This window comes from Erwinia tasmaniensis Et1/99, assembly GCF_000026185.1.
GTDB classification, from domain to species: domain Bacteria; phylum Pseudomonadota; class Gammaproteobacteria; order Enterobacterales; family Enterobacteriaceae; genus Erwinia; species Erwinia tasmaniensis.
Map to the genome: position 1 here is coordinate 1,290,607 of NC_010694.1, position 13,788 is coordinate 1,304,394.

The 13,788-nt window shown below is 53.4% G+C and carries 11 protein-coding genes; 8 read left to right on the top strand and 3 right to left on the bottom strand.

Translation table 11 applies throughout. The annotated features are described in order from the left end of the window. The first annotated feature begins 14 nt into the window (after positions 1–14). Positions 15–1,247: a pyridoxal phosphate-dependent aminotransferase gene (locus tag ETA_RS06895; RefSeq protein ID WP_012440905.1), complete on the top strand. Its 1,233-nt coding sequence runs from the start codon at positions 15–17 to the stop codon at positions 1,245–1,247. Between the two features lie 27 nt (positions 1,248–1,274). Here the strand turns inward: ETA_RS06895 and pdxR are convergent, their stop codons facing one another. Beyond that, positions 1,275–2,702 (bottom strand): MocR-like pyridoxine biosynthesis transcription factor PdxR, encoded by a 1,428-nt coding sequence (gene pdxR, locus ETA_RS06900; RefSeq protein ID WP_012440906.1) that lies wholly within the window; start codon positions 2,700–2,702, stop codon positions 1,275–1,277. 90 nt (positions 2,703–2,792) lie between these two features. Between pdxR and ETA_RS06905 the strand changes: the two genes are divergently transcribed. Next, entirely contained in the window at positions 2,793–3,245 is a 453-nt protein-coding gene (locus tag ETA_RS06905; protein WP_042958757.1) for a rhodanese-like domain-containing protein, read from the top strand. Position 3,246: 1 nt separating this feature from the next. Here ETA_RS06905 and flk read toward each other — a convergent pair whose 3' ends face one another. Together flk and ETA_RS06915 are read right to left on the bottom strand one after the other, a co-directional pair. Continuing rightward, a complete protein-coding gene (flk, locus tag ETA_RS06910) occupies positions 3,247–4,266 on the bottom strand; it encodes a flagella biosynthesis regulator Flk (protein WP_012440908.1) in 1,020 nt (339 codons plus the stop codon). 132 nt (positions 4,267–4,398) lie between these two features. After that, on the bottom strand, positions 4,399–5,310 hold the full coding sequence (locus tag ETA_RS06915) for a DMT family transporter (RefSeq protein ID WP_012440909.1): 912 nt from the start codon (positions 5,308–5,310) through the stop codon (positions 4,399–4,401). Between the two features lie 151 nt (positions 5,311–5,461). Between ETA_RS06915 and pdxB the strand changes: the two genes are divergently transcribed. From pdxB to ETA_RS06940, 6 genes are all read left to right on the top strand, one after another. Then, the gene (gene pdxB / locus ETA_RS06920; protein ID WP_012440910.1) at positions 5,462–6,613 is read left to right on the top strand and encodes a 4-phosphoerythronate dehydrogenase PdxB; all 1,152 of its coding nucleotides are present in this window, start codon (positions 5,462–5,464) and stop codon (positions 6,611–6,613) included. A 109-nt stretch (positions 6,614–6,722) separates the two neighbouring features. Next, entirely contained in the window at positions 6,723–7,733 is a 1,011-nt protein-coding gene (locus tag ETA_RS06925; RefSeq protein WP_012440911.1) for an aspartate-semialdehyde dehydrogenase, read from the top strand. After that, a complete protein-coding gene (truA, locus tag ETA_RS06930) occupies positions 7,733–8,548 on the top strand; it encodes a tRNA pseudouridine(38-40) synthase TruA (RefSeq protein WP_012440912.1) in 816 nt (271 codons plus the stop codon). Before ETA_RS06925 ends, truA begins: the two co-directional genes overlap by 1 nt. 30 nt (positions 8,549–8,578) lie before the next feature. After that, on the top strand, positions 8,579–9,241 hold the full coding sequence (locus tag ETA_RS06935; protein WP_012440913.1) for a DedA family protein: 663 nt from the start codon (positions 8,579–8,581) through the stop codon (positions 9,239–9,241). Between the two features lie 345 nt (positions 9,242–9,586). Next, positions 9,587–10,537 (top strand): hypothetical protein, encoded by a 951-nt coding sequence (locus ETA_RS20365; protein WP_012440914.1) that lies wholly within the window; start codon positions 9,587–9,589, stop codon positions 10,535–10,537. Between the two features lie 169 nt (positions 10,538–10,706). Beyond that, positions 10,707–13,766, top strand: coding sequence for a hypothetical protein (locus ETA_RS06940; protein WP_012440915.1), 3,060 nt, complete (start codon positions 10,707–10,709; stop codon positions 13,764–13,766). Positions 13,767–13,788 lie beyond the last annotated feature (22 nt).

Below are 13,788 nucleotides of genomic sequence, written 5' to 3' on the forward strand. Positions count from 1 at the left end.
CGAGAGTAATTACTATGACTCAAACACATCTTTGCCCGGCACGCGATGCATTTACTCTGGTAAAAATGCTGGTCGATCGCTTCCGTTCACGTCAAAACGCGCCAGATTTCACCGGTGCACCGCTGCTGGACCTGTCGATCGGCAATCCTGACATTGCCCCGGCATCACGCTGGCGTCAGCGCCTGCAGCACTTCATTAACCGTGACGATCTGCATGGCTACGGCGAGTTCCACCCCGATATCAACCGGCTTTTACGTGAGCGCTTTGCCGCCTACTATCAGCGCCGTTTTCTGCCGCCTGATGCGCCGTTTTTGCTCGATCCGGATCGCCATATCGTCGATCTGCTCGGCTCTAAAGAAGGCATATTTTACAGCCTGCTAAGCTGTCTGAAGCCGGATGAGGCGGTGCTGATGCCCGACCCCTGCTATACGGTTTACCAGAGCTGCGCGCGATTAATCGGCGCGCGCGTGGAGCGATTTACCTGCGACGAATTTGGCCAGCCGGACGTGAGCTCTGTCCGTCCTGAACAGTTGCAGGGTGCGCGCGTGCTGGTTATCTGCTCGCCGGGTAATCCCACCGGAGTGCAGCTCTCCGCAGACAGGTTGAAACAGGTGCTTGATTTTGCGCTGGAAAACGATCTCTGGCTGGTGATCGACCGGGCTTATGCAGAGATTGCGTTTACGCCAGCGCGTAATGGTCGACTCGACGGTGCCGCGCTGGTGGAGCCGGGCGCGCTGTCACGCGTGCTGGAGCTACACAGCCTGAGTAAGTCCTGCGGCCTTGCCGGCTGGCGCATTGGTTTTGCGGCCGGTGCACCGGAGCTGATAGCCAGGATCCGGGCCGCCAAGTTTAACGCCGACTTCGGCACATTTTTGCCGTTGCAGTGCGTCGCGGCTGAGGTGCTTGATGAACTTGAAGAGATCGCCGAACGGCACAGAGACGTCTATGCCGCGCGCATGCAGCGTTTTATCGCTAAAGCGGCTTTATCAGGTTGGCATATCCCCCCTTCAGACGGCACTTTCTTTCTTTGGGCTCCGTTACCGCCCGGTTTCGCCGGGGACGATGTGGATTTCGTTGAGCAGCTGCTGGATGCGACCGGCGTGCTGGTCACGCCGGGCAGCGGTTTCGGCCCCGGTGGAAGTGGACGGGTGCGTATCGCCCTGGTGCAATCCGACGAGGTGCTGGATGACGCGCTGCAACGGTTGGATAAGTGGCAGGCATTGCGCACGGGGCCGATTGAGGATTAACGGGCGTGGGTTTCGTCTGCGGCAGCGCTAATAGCTTAACCGGGCGAGCTTATTGACCGCAGCGATCAGCTCCGCGGGTTGCAGCGCCGAGAAACCGAGCATCCAGCCTTCTTGCGCGGGCTGCTGCCGGTAGAGTGGCGACAGGCGGGGCAGCAGCAGTTCATGCTGCAACGCCTGCTGAGTCAGTCTCCGTTCGCCGCCCGCGCGCAGAGCTACCGTCAGCTGTAATCCCCCCTGATGCGGAAACAGACTCAGACGATGCGCCAGTTTGTTATTGAGTTCGTCAATCAAAAGGTTGCGGCGGCTGGCATACAGCTGGCGCATCAGACGAAGATGGGCAGCAAAGTGACCATGCTGGATAAAGTCGGCGGTCACGGCCTGCATCAGCTGGGCGCTGTGGCCATCCATCAGGCTGCGCAGGCGGCGTAACGGTTCGATCAGCGCATCAGGCACTACCAGATAAGCCAGCCGCAGAGACGGGAACAGGACTTTGGAAAACGTTCCGACGTACAGTACGCGGGCCCGCTCCTCCAGCCCCTGCAAAGCGGGCAGAGGCCGCCCGTCATAGTGGAATTCGCTATCGTAATCATCCTCGATAAGCCAGCATTCTGAGCGACGGGCGAAGTCCAGCCATGCCAGCCGCCGTTGGCCACTGAGCGTGCTGCCGGTGGGGTACTGATGAGAAGGAGTAAGATAAACCAGGCGCGGCGGGGCATCGTCGCCAATGATTGCCCCCTGTTCGTCGGTGGCAAGGGTGCAGACGTCAGCACCATTGCTGTGAAAGGCGTGATAAGCCCCCCGATAGCCCGGATCTTCCAGCCAAACCCTGTCACCCCGATCGCAGAGCAGCAGGGCAATCATCTGCAACGCCTGCTGCGAACTGGTGACGATCACCACCTGGTCTGCGGTACAGCGTACCCCGCGTGACTGGCCGAGATAGTGCGCCACCGCCTGGCGCAGCGACGGCAGTCCCAACGGATCGCCGTAGCCCATCAGAGACTCACCGCCCGCGCTTAAACGCTGTTGCGTCAGACGCCGCCACAGCCGTTGTGGGAAAGCGCGCAGGTCGGGGGAACCGGCGGCGAACGCCCGGGGAAACGGCGGGTCGTCACAGCCACCTGCCGCGATAATATTCTGTCCGCGCGCTGATAACACCGGTACTGGTGTGGGCAGGCTGCGGCGTACCGCACGCTCGGGAAAAAGGGCGACAAATGTTCCCTTACCGCTATAGCGCGACAAATATCCTTCGCTTTCAAGCTGACTATAGGCCGCCTCAATGGTAACGCGTGACAGGGAGAGATCGCAGGCCAGCAGGCGCGATGAGGGCAGGCGCGTTTCCGCCGGCAGGATACCGTTGGCAATGGCCTGACGCAGCATAGCGCAGACCCGGTCACGCAGCGTGGCGGCGGGTTGGCTGTTGAATAAGGCCAGAAAGGGAACGGTAGTGAGCGCCATATGGGTCTTGTTGGGTAGCTTAAATGGGTCTTAAGATTAAGACCTGTTCAGCTTATGATAGCAAGACATGATGTTAATCAGGAGTTCCCTATGAGTCACTTTTCGGCGGTTTTACAATTTCCCCCTCCTTCTCCACGGCAGAGTGAGGCATGGCTGGCGGAAAAGCTGGCTTACTATGCCGACGCCTGGGATGTGGCGCAGGACCTGGCAAACGGCGTGGCGGAGATTGTGGTGATTGATACGCGCTCACCGCAGCATTATCACGCCGGGCATATCTGCGCTGCTATCAGTTTCCCTCACCGCACCATGAATGCCGACAGCCTGGCGGCGCTGGATCGTGACAAAGTGTATGTCACCTACTGTGACGGTATCGGCTGCAACGGCTCAACCCGGGGAGCGTGGAAGCTGGCGGCGGCAGGATTTAAGGTGAAGGAACTGATCGGCGGGCTGGATTTCTGGCGGCGCGATCGGCATCCGGTAACGACAGGGGATGAGCCGGGCAGCTGGCCAGAGACGACCACAGGGCCCGACTGCGGCTGCTAAATTACAGCAGCATCCACAGCACCAGGCCAAGCAGGACCAGCGTAACAAAGGCGGCTAACACCGGGCGTTTAGCCAGCGGCTGCACTGCGGCAGGCAGCGCACCCCAGGCCGGCATAACAATGGGTTTCGGGTTGAGTCCGCTGTCGGCAACGGGCTGCTCCAGCAGGCGCTCGGCGCGCTTGCTGAACAACAGGTTTAACAGATCCTGTACCTGCGCCGCGCTTAGCGGCGTCTGCGGTGCGGCGTTAAAACGCTGCTGGCTGTGATCCTCTAACAGCCGCTGTTCGGCGCTATCCAGCGGCTGCTTCAGCGTGGCGGTCAGCTGTGACAGCGTTGTCGAAGCGTGCTGCGTCATCGTCTGGCTGGCCTGCAGATACTGGTTCAGCAGCGGGAATAAGCGCGCCGGGATCGGATCGCCGCTGTGCAGATTCACCACCTTCAGCAGTGAGGCCCACAGTTTGACCGGCTGTTCTCCGGTGGCCGCCGCCAGACGTGATATTTGCTGGTTAAGGGCGTGATGCTCCGCCGGCAGCAGGGTGCGATCGGTTGCGTGTCCCTGCTGCGGCTGTGGAATGGCCATCTGGCCATTTTGCAACATGGTCAGCACCTGACGTAGCTGATCCGGGTTAAGCGAACTCAGCACCGTATGACCGAATTGTTGACGGATGAAATCACTGACGGCCTGGCGATTATTACCGGTAGGCAGCAGGTCGCTGAGCTGCTGCTGCAGCTGGCGCGTGGCGTGACTGTCCTGCACCTGCGTCAGGCGCAGGTTAAGAAACTGCTCTGCCTGAGGAAAGTGACGAGCCTGAAGTCCGGCATCATTTTTTACTCCGACCTCATGGCGCAGACCAGCCCACAGTTCGGCAGATTTCAGCGAGCTGAGCGACATGATTTTTACTATCAACCTTTCCAGCGTGGTGCGCTGTGCAGGCGTTAACGGCTGCACAGCGCCGGAATGAGCATCGATCGCCGGGCGATCGCCGGGTAGGGGCGCACCAGGGCCACTTATAGGTTGCATGGCGAAGTCCTTCAGTCAGAGTCAACGTCCGGGGGGCGCCGGAGTAAAAGGTCATCGGCTATGATAACAATCCCGCCCGGCGATAGGTAGAGGAAGGGGGCGTATTCACCCCATTTGACGCGATTTATTTCTTCATTCGGATGATTTATTGCCGGGCGTACAAGATGACTTGCGTCCAGTCAATGGCGTGCGCAGTCGCTGCGCCAGAATGACCCCCGCCAGGGCGATACCCCCACCGATAAAATGATAGCTGTGCAGCGTCTCATGCAGAAAGCTTACCGCAATCACGGCGGTAAAAATGGGCACCAGATTCATATAAATGCTGGTGCTGCTTGCTCCGAGGCGCATCACGCCCTGGATCCACAGGAAGGGCGCAACGATCGACGCCGGAATAGCGGCAAAGAGCACCAGCGGAAGGTTATGAGCATTGAGCGAGACATCCGTTGCCAGCAGGAAATTCGGGGTTAATAACAGCACGCCAAATAAGATCTGCATCCACAGACTCTGCCAGTTGGGCAGCGGAATGGCCCAGCGCCGGGTCAGCACCCCATACAGAGCATAGGAGAGGGAAGCCACGAACATCATGATTTCTCCTTTACCCAGCCCCTGCGTCAGTATTTTTGCCGGTTCTCCCTGGCTCACCAGCCATACCAGCCCGAAAAATGACAGCAGGCTGCCGAGCAGTATCCCCAGCGTAGGCGCCAGGCGCATTACCACCACGCTCAGCAGTACGGTGAGCAGCGGGATCAGCGCGGCGACAATCCCCATAAACAGCGCGCTGACGCTATGCGCAGCGTAGTAAGCCAGGCTCTGATACATCACCATGCCTAACAGTCCCAGCACCAACAGTTTCCACCATGATTGCTTGATCTGCTGGCGATGACGCCAGACGCCGGGTAGGGCAAAAGGGGCTAATACCAGCAGCGCCACCAGCCAGCGATAAAAGGAGATGGCCGCGGGATCGATGGCCGCCGCGGACAGCTTGCTGACGATGGCGTTGACTGACCAGATTAGCACCGCCAGTAGCGGAAAAAGGAAGTTCATCAGGGTGTGCTCGGATAGGCAGAAACAATGGGGTAGTTTATACGTCATGGCGCTAAATAACATGCGCTGATTGCCTCAGTTGCGAGCCGGCGGTGGGAAAAGAGGAAGATGCCCCATCCGTGTTGCTTTATGGCAGAATACCTCCTCCTGAATGAGCTGGAATCCTATTGTGAAAATCCTCGTTGATGAAAATATGCCTTATGCCCGTGAGCTGTTCGGCCGCACTGGCGACGTGGTGGCCGTGCCCGGTCGCCCCATCCCGCATGAACAGCTGGATGATGCCGATGGCCTGATGGTGCGTTCGGTGACTCAGGTAGACGCCGGGCTGTTGCACGGTAAACCGGTGAAGTTTGTCGGTACGGCGACCGCAGGAACCGACCATATTGACGAGTCATTCCTGCAACAGCAGGGGATTGCTTTCTCTGCGGCGCCGGGCTGCAATGCCATCGCGGTGGTGGAATATGTTTTTTCAGCCCTGCTGCTGCTGGCCGAGCGTGACGGATTTCAGCTAGCCGATCGTACCGTGGGTATTGTCGGCGTGGGTAACGTCGGCGGTCGTCTACAGGCCCGGCTGGAGGCTTTAGGCATCCGCACCTTGCTATGCGATCCTCCGCGTGCTGAACGCGGGGATGAGGGGACATTTTTACCGTTGTCGCAGCTGGTGGCAGAAGCGGACGTACTCACCTTTCATACTCCGCTATTCAAGGATGGGCCATATCAGACCCGGCATATTGTTGATGAAGCGCTGCTGCAAAACCTCAAGCCGGGAAGCATTCTGATTAACGCCTGCCGCGGCCCGGTAGTGGATAATACCGCGCTGCTGAAGGTGCTGGAGCAGCGTGACGATCTCAGCGTGGTGCTGGACGTCTGGGAGCCAGAACCGGAACTCTCGCTGCCGCTATTGGCGAAGGTGGATATCGCCACCGCGCATATTGCCGGCTATACCCTCGAAGGCAAAGCGCGCGGGACTACCCAGGTTTTTGAAGCCTGGACGCAATTTATCGGACGGCCTCAGCAGGTCGCGCTGGAAACGCTACTCCCCGCGCCGGAGTTTGGCCGTATTACCCTGAGTGGCGAACTTGATCAGGCAACGCTGAAACGTCTGGTGCATCTGGTGTATGATGTGCGCAGCGACGATGCGCCGCTGCGGCGCGGCGCGGCCATCGCCGGTGAATTTGACCGTTTGCGCAAGAATTATCAGGAGCGCCGGGAGTGGTCCTCTTTGCGGGTTGAATGCGACAATGCGGCAACGGCCGCGCTGCTGAACCGGCTGGGTTTTCACGCCGTTCATATGGTGCGCTGATTGACCGGGTTGCCTTTGCATCACCCCGTATACCACGGGAAAAATCTGAATCTTCGGGCGGTGAACTCACCGCCCTTCATTTTTATGTCATTGTCTGGAGTAAACCAACATGTCTGACGGCTGGAATATCGCTATCCTGGGAGCGACAGGCGCAGTAGGGGGCGCTTTACTGGAACTGCTGGCGGAACGCCAGTTCCCGGTTGGCGAGCTGTATGCGCTGGCAAGCGAACGCAGCGCGGGTGAAGTTCTGCGCTATCAGGGTAAATCACTGCGCGTGAGCAATGTGGCGGAATTTGACTGGTCACAGGTCCAGCTGGCGTTCTTCGTCGCCGGGCGTGATGCCTCCGCGCGCTACGCCGAGGAAGCGGCCAATGCCGGTTGTCTGGTTATCGACAGCAGCGATCTTTTCGCTCTGGAGCCGGACGTGCCGCTGGTGGTGCCAGACGTTAATCCGCAGGTGCTGGCGGACTATCGCAATCGCAATATCGTCAGCGTGGCCGCGGCGCTCACCAGTCAGCTGCTGTGCGCCATTAAACCGCTGGTCGAGCAGGCCGGGCTGGGGCGTCTCCAGGTGACCAATCTGCTGGCCGCCTCATCGCACGGTAAAGCGGCGGTAGATTCACTGGCCGGAGAAAGTGCGCGCTTATTAAACGGCCTGCCGGTGGACGAGGGCTATTTCGGCCGGCAGCTGGCGTTTAACCTGCTGCCGCTGCTGGCGGACGGCGAGGGCAGCGTAGCGCAAGAGCGCCAGCTGGTTGAGCAGGTGCGTAAGGTGTTGCAGGATGAAGGTTTGCCGATTGCGGTCAGCAGCGTGCAGGCTCCGGTGTTTTACGGCAACGGGCAGATTGTACATATTGAAAACCTGCGCCCGCTTTCAGCGGAAGAAGCGCGTGACGCACTTGCCCAGGCGGAAGATATCAATCTGACGGAAGAAGATGACTTCCCGACCCAGGTGGGTGATGCCTCTGGCAGCGACCATTTAAGCATCGGCTGCGTACGTAATGACTACGGCATCCCTGAACTGCTGCAGTTCTGGTCAGTGGCGGATAACGTGCGCTTCGGCGGGGCGTTGATGGCGGTGAAAACCGCCGAGAAGCTGGTGCAGGAGTATTTTTACTGATGTCCGACAGCGAAGTGCCACGGCCGACGGTAAAACTGGCGCTGGGCATTGAATATGATGGCAGCCGTTACTACGGCTGGCAGCGGCAAAATGAAGTGCGCAGCGTGCAGGAAAAACTGGAAAAAGCGTTGGCGAAAGTCGCCGATTGCCCGGTTAACGTTTTCTGTGCCGGGCGCACGGATGCCGGGGTTCATGGAACGGGCCAGGTGGTCCATTTTGAGACAACCGCGCAGCGTAAAGACGCGGCCTGGACGCTGGGCGTGAATGCGAATCTGCCAGCGGACATTGCCGTGCGCTGGGTCAAAGCGGTGCCGGATGAATTTCATGCCCGCTTCAGCGCGACCGCCCGGCGCTATCGCTATATTATCTATAATCAGCGCCTGCGCCCGGCCATTCTCGCCGGCGGCGTCACGCATTTTTACCATCCGCTAGACGTGGAAAAAATGCAGCGCGCCGGACAGTGCCTGCTGGGGGAAAATGATTTTACCTCATTTCGCGCCGTGCAGTGCCAGTCGCGTACGCCGATGCGCAATGTGATCCACCTTAACGTCAGCCGCCATGGGGCGTATGTGGTCGTTGATATCAAGGCCAACGCGTTTGTACATCATATGGTGCGTAATATCGTCGGTAGTCTGATGGAAATTGGCTGCGGTAATCAGCCCGAGGGCTGGATGCGTGAGCTGATGATAGCCAGGGATCGCAAGCTGGCAGCGGCAACGGCGCGAGCAGAGGGGCTGTACCTGGTCGCGGTGGATTACCCTGCCTGCTATGAATTACCCAGCCCACCGATGGGGCCGCTGTTCCTCGGTGACTAATATTAGTTTGAAGTATTCAAGGAATCCCGTATGGATTTAGTTCGTTTTGTTGTCGACTTTATTCTGCATATTGATGTTCACCTCGCGGAGCTGGTGTCACAGTATGGTATCTGGATCTATGCCATTTTGTTTTTGATCTTGTTTTGCGAAACCGGTCTGGTGGTGACCCCGTTTCTGCCGGGAGATTCCCTGCTGTTTGTTGCCGGAGCGCTGGCAGCGCTGCCGGGCAACGACCTCAACGTACATACGATGGTGGCGCTGATGGTGGTGGCCGCGATCCTCGGCGATGCGGTGAATTATATGATTGGCAAACAGTTCGGGGCCAGGCTGTTCAGTAATCCCAACTCGAAAATCTTCCGCCGCAGCTATCTGGATAAAACCCATGCGTTCTATGACAAACACGGCGGTAAAACCATTATCCTTGCGCGCTTTGTGCCGATCGTGCGTACCTTCGCGCCTTTCGTCGCGGGTATGGGGAAAATGTCCTATCGTCATTTTTCCATGTATAACGTATCGGGCGGGCTATTGTGGGTGCTGCTGTTTACCTATGCTGGCTATTTCTTTGGCAATATCCCGGCGGTGCAGGAAAACCTTAAGCTACTGATCGTCGCCATTATCCTGCTGTCAATTCTACCGGGGGTGATTGAAGTATGGCGTCATCGCCGTGCGACCCGTCAGAACAGGGTACGCTAATCGGCACGACCGTTTGTATTGCCGATAAACAGTCCTGAAGCACAGGCAGGCCGTTCCGCCAGGGCGGCCTGTCTGGATAAGATAATTCGGCCGCGTCAGGCCAAATGACTCTCCTCATACGAATTCTCCGCGCGATATATCATCTCTTAACAGAGCCGTCTTCACTGAGCCAACTCTGCTGTTCTCTCTTATCGCCTGTCGTGAGACAGGCGGCATTTCATGCCGTATCTCCGGCTAAAAGTGTTTTTAGATATTATTTATTCTAAGGATGGTCTTAATTGTAGAGCTACGCCGAACGTAAACCGCCTTGATTCTGACTGAAATAATATCAGAGGAGCCCTTATCATGCCTGAAACGTCAGCCCTGCCCGCACATCACCACCCCGCTATTAATGCCTCTCTCAATGAAAAAGAAAAGAAGTGGATTACAGAAAAAGCATTGATGGCTGAACATATGATTTCGGTATCAGAAAGTACTAATACTCAGCTTTTACGTTACGTGCCGCCCATCTCACGACCGAAGGCAGGATTATTGAGCCATTTGAGCGGATGGCTCTCATCAGCGGGTAAGCAGATTAACCCCCGAAATGAGGGCGAGGATGAGATGGCAGAAATACGGAGGACAGGAAAAGAGCTGTACCAGCTGGCTGAAAATTGTGCTTTTCAGAGAGAAATTCGCCAGAACACATCCACTGCGCCAGCGCTCAGGCTGACAGGAAAGGCTGGGCTGCTGATAGGAGCTGGCCTGCTGGCAGATGCCGTCGGTAGTTTGTCCTTCCGGCGCGTTCGGGCCGCAGACAACAGCAATAACAGCACGGGAATTTACCACGCGGGGGGGCTACCTTTCTTTCATCAACATGATGCACAAATGGCCAACCGCCCGGCGGACTATAATGCCGATCGGCATGTCAGTCAGTACGAACCTTTACCACAACCCGCAGCCCGAGCCTCGCCACGGAGGCTAACGACCAGTAGGCCGCCTGACCATGATGATGTCAAAAAAATCGCTATCTCCGATCTGATTTGTTATGAAACCGTGGGCGCAGGACGCATGGCACACAGAATAATAGTGCCATGTAAGAAAGTTTCTCCTGTTTTTTGGCAACACAAACCCAGGACCAAGCCACCGAGAAAGTATTATTATACAAAAAACCAACCTGATATATGCAGGTCGATGAAATTTGAAGAAAAGTGTCATAAGTTTCATCACGCGCAAAAGAAAAAAAATAAAATATTTAAGAATGTCGTACTGAACGTGGGAAAAACAAGATGCTTATGCCCCCCCCCCTGCAGGTGAGAAAATTGAATTAATTCGACCTCTCACGCTCAATGAAATAATAAGCAATGTCAAGGTTAAAACAAAATCACCAGATGAGAAGAATACATCACTGTTTTATTTAAATACCACCGTCGCAGTTCAAAACAAAAGAAGTGCTCATTCAGCTTCTGAAATTTATAGCACGACAATGAGTACCTTTTATGACGAGGTGAAAATAGAAAAGCTATTCGATTTTTCATGTATTGATGAGCGTGAAAATATATCATGGGCTGACATTGTCAGACAGGTAGGAAAAACTCTGGCCTCTCCAGTGAGAACGTTGGGAGATGAGTCTCTTATTATTTACTATCACAATGCTCTAGGAAAGGGCTGTCCAACAAACCAGACAACTGAGCGAGTCGACAAAATCAACGGGAAAATCGATTCTCTGACCACACAAATACTGACATTATTACCAGGATCGCAGGTCATTGCCGTTGCCCAACTTATCGTTGCTCCTGCATTGCAGGTACTTGCAGACGATTTATCGGGGAAGCCTATAAATCTACAAAATATCGCAGGCGTCAATCAGCAATTGATGTTTATGATAAGACAAACCATCCCGACGCTCTCTGGATCAGAGATGGTGTCTCTCTACGAAAATTCCGGAAAGCAGAAAGGAAAGAATGGCATAGCGATCGGAGAACCCGTAAGAAGGTTTATACTAAAGGATAAAAAATTAGCCGTTGAGATAAAGGGTAAAGCCTACTCTTATCACAGGCGGAAAACGGGGGAGTCTTATATAAATGATGGAGATACTACGCGGGTTATTGCCTATAATAAGTCAAGTTTTCAATGGGAATTTATCAGTAAGGAAAAAGAGCTAATTTATTCATCCTACAATACTAATTACAGTAAGGATTTTGGTATTCCGATAAATAAATTCATAAAAAACAGAGATGTCTTGCTGCAGGCGGATAACGAGAATACGGATATCATCAGCTTTAACAGGAGGGCGGGTAAGCTGTCAGAATATGTCCTCATCAGAGGGTATTTGGTGCCGGTAGAGCAGTATGATATTTTCGATAGCACCATAAGCGTTGCTATTTCACCTAAGAAAAAAGAGAGGAGTATTCTGCTATCAACGGAATATGGTTGGGTGTTCGAAGAGGAGTCTACCCAGGTCGATGAGAATCTGGATGTTTTGCTTGGCAGCAATGGCAATGGAAAAACCATCACTCACGATCGTCTGTTTAGCAATATCATGACTGATGGCTTTAGTTATGATCATGAGGGGAATTTTTATCTTAAATACAAACAAAAATATTACGAAGTCCATCAGCCCTTTAGTGATATTTACAATCTTGTTAACAGACCCGAGAGTTTATTCGTCAAAGAGAACGGTATTTTTAAGCTAAGGAATTCACCGGATGTTATCTTTGGCTATAGGAACCTGAGCGTCGGTTTTCCCACTCTCGATCCCGTTTCAGAAAGGCCATTGAGCATTGAAGAGGAAGCTTATGATTTTCTCTGTACTCACGGTGAAAGGGCCAATGCTCCCCCCGTGCGAAAAATTGGTCCAGGCGTCTACGTTGATAAAAAAGGTAAAATGCTTTTCACCGTAAACAATAAGTATTTTTCCGTGTCCAGTTATTCAAGAGGTAATATTTTCATTCGTAATGCCATCGATCCGTCCAGTGAAAATAACATAGGTCTTTTTTTAAGCAGGGATATCTACCTGAGAGAACGTGGGGCGGTTAAAGAGAATCCACTCAACTATATTGAGTTAGAACACTGCGATTTAAAACGTTCACCAGAAATATCCACAAGCTGTACGCCACTTGTTATTACCGATAGTCTGGACGCATTGCTAAAGCACAACATTGAATTGGGCCATGTCAGTAAAAAAACGATTTTAAATACCAGGTTGGTTCAATACAAAATGCCAGAATTCCCTGGCTTATTTGTTAATCCTGAAAAAAACAAGTATTACTATCTTTATAATGGACATTTCTTCAGGGCTGAAATCATCTCGTCTGACAGCAAGAGTAATGCTGTCAATAGGGCCATGCTGCGTATATTCACAAAAGGGGATGTCTTCAGGAAGAAGAATGATATTACTACTATTATTTTTGATGAAAAAAATGGCAGGATAGAATTAAAAAATCAGATCGATTTTTTGGCTGAAAGACTAGGTATGAGAAAAGGAGCAATTAGCAATTATTTGAGTAACAGGATATATAACAGCATTACGGGGCTGGATACCATAAGGAATATTGTCGATCAGGTATTAATGTCGAAACGATTTATTATTGCTAACCCGAGGGAGAAGTATAGTCCTTTTATAGATAGTGAAGACGTCAAAGATCTGATTGGTAGACATTTTTACTCATCCAGGATTATGTATAGTAAAAATACCGTAGAGTTGTCAGAACTTACAAAGTTGACCGATTCTCATCCTCTCTATTTACGTGGTGCGAAACTCAACGTTGAAAATGCTGTTAATCATCTCAACAGAGAGGTCATTCCTAGCGTTATTAAAGAGTTGAGCAGCTTCAGTCAGAATTGCGAAAATTATCTCCGTATAGTGATGAATACCGATAACGTTGAGTTTCTGCGAAGTTTTGCCCTTACCCTTAAAAATTATCTTATCAGGACGCAGTCTGCGCTGAAGCTAAACAAAATCCACTTAGCGAGTTTGGTTAAAGAGCCGCTAACCGATCATATGTTACCGGGTGACGAAATTGTTCATCATCGCCCGATTCTTACTGAAGAAGAAAGAAATTTCGGGACGCTGGCTTTTGCCCTTCTTGACCGAAGTGGCAAGATCTTTATCAATGCCGATAAGCTCTATTTTGTTGATCCCACTCATCCTGATCAAACCATGAGGCAAGTTCCCGTTCTAAGCCTGAGCAGCACCCTGTTACATGAGGCTTCGCACGTTGGCATGATGACCAGTGATATCGTCTATTTTCCCCTTGAAGATGGGGATTTTATCCCGGTGCTCGATGCTAAAGATGATATGATTGAAAAGATCCGGACGGGTAAAGTTGTAGAAAAGAGCGATTTTAAAGAATTGAATAAGCAGTATCTCAGCCGGATTTCTTTGTACCGTGGGCACATGGATCATTTCATGAAGCCTGAAAATCTCGCCTACCTTGCGTCACACGATCCGGGCTACTTAGGGCACCTGTTACTGAATACCGCAGACGGTATCGCGCTCCTGACGCGAGATATCTATCAGAACAGATTGGTAAAAGATGCCTAACGGCGCCAGTGCTGGCGCTCTT

Bases quoted from the DNA above. Each gene is read 5' to 3' on its own strand.
- ETA_RS06915 (WP_012440909.1), bottom strand. From the start codon at position 5,310: ATGAACTTCCTTTTTCCGCTACTGGCGGTGCTAATCTGGTCAGTCAAC.
- pdxR (WP_012440906.1), bottom strand. From the start codon at position 2,702: ATGGCGCTCACTACCGTTCCCTTTCTGGCCTTATTCAACAGCCAACCC.
- ETA_RS06895 (WP_012440905.1), top strand. From the start codon at position 15: ATGACTCAAACACATCTTTGCCCGGCACGCGATGCATTTACTCTGGTA.
- ETA_RS06940 (WP_012440915.1), top strand. From the start codon at position 10,707: ATGAGTACCTTTTATGACGAGGTGAAAATAGAAAAGCTATTCGATTTT.
- ETA_RS06935 (WP_012440913.1), top strand. From the start codon at position 8,579: ATGGATTTAGTTCGTTTTGTTGTCGACTTTATTCTGCATATTGATGTT.
- ETA_RS06905 (WP_042958757.1), top strand. From the start codon at position 2,793: ATGAGTCACTTTTCGGCGGTTTTACAATTTCCCCCTCCTTCTCCACGG.
- ETA_RS06925 (WP_012440911.1), top strand. From the start codon at position 6,723: ATGTCTGACGGCTGGAATATCGCTATCCTGGGAGCGACAGGCGCAGTA.
- truA (WP_012440912.1), top strand. From the start codon at position 7,733: ATGTCCGACAGCGAAGTGCCACGGCCGACGGTAAAACTGGCGCTGGGC.
- ETA_RS20365 (WP_012440914.1), top strand. From the start codon at position 9,587: ATGCCTGAAACGTCAGCCCTGCCCGCACATCACCACCCCGCTATTAAT.
- pdxB (WP_012440910.1), top strand. From the start codon at position 5,462: ATGAGCTGGAATCCTATTGTGAAAATCCTCGTTGATGAAAATATGCCT.
- flk (WP_012440908.1), bottom strand. From the start codon at position 4,266: ATGCAACCTATAAGTGGCCCTGGTGCGCCCCTACCCGGCGATCGCCCG.